The sequence below is a fragment of the Saezia sanguinis genome, assembly GCF_003991585.1.
In the GTDB taxonomy this organism is placed as follows: domain Bacteria; phylum Pseudomonadota; class Gammaproteobacteria; order Burkholderiales; family Burkholderiaceae_C; genus Saezia; species Saezia sanguinis.
The window spans coordinates 1-277 of sequence record NZ_PQSP01000052.1 but is presented as its reverse complement, the minus strand read 5'-3'; the positions used below and the strand labels follow the sequence as shown (position 1 = coordinate 277).

Below are 277 nucleotides of genomic sequence, written 5' to 3'. Positions count from 1 at the left end.
GGGCCGGATCGACCTGCTCGAACCCATCGCGCAAGTCGCTGTCCGCGTTCCCGACGAGCACCTCGGCGCGGCGCTGAGCGATCTGTCGGTACGCCGCGCCCGCATCCTGGGCACCGAACCGGCCGAGACCGGGCGGACGGTGATCCGCGCCGAGGTCCCCGAAGCCGAACTCGCTCGCTACACGGTGGATCTGCGCTCCCTCACCCACGGGGTGGCGCACTTCACCCGGGAGTACCTGCGGCACGACCGCTTACCCGCCCAACTGGCGGACAAGGTG

1 pseudogene is annotated in these 277 nt (G+C 71.1%); it reads left to right on the top strand.

Going from position 1 to position 277, the window contains the following annotated elements:
• Positions 1-277, top strand: a pseudogene (gene fusA / locus CUZ56_RS14945) (elongation factor G); the annotation flags it as partial.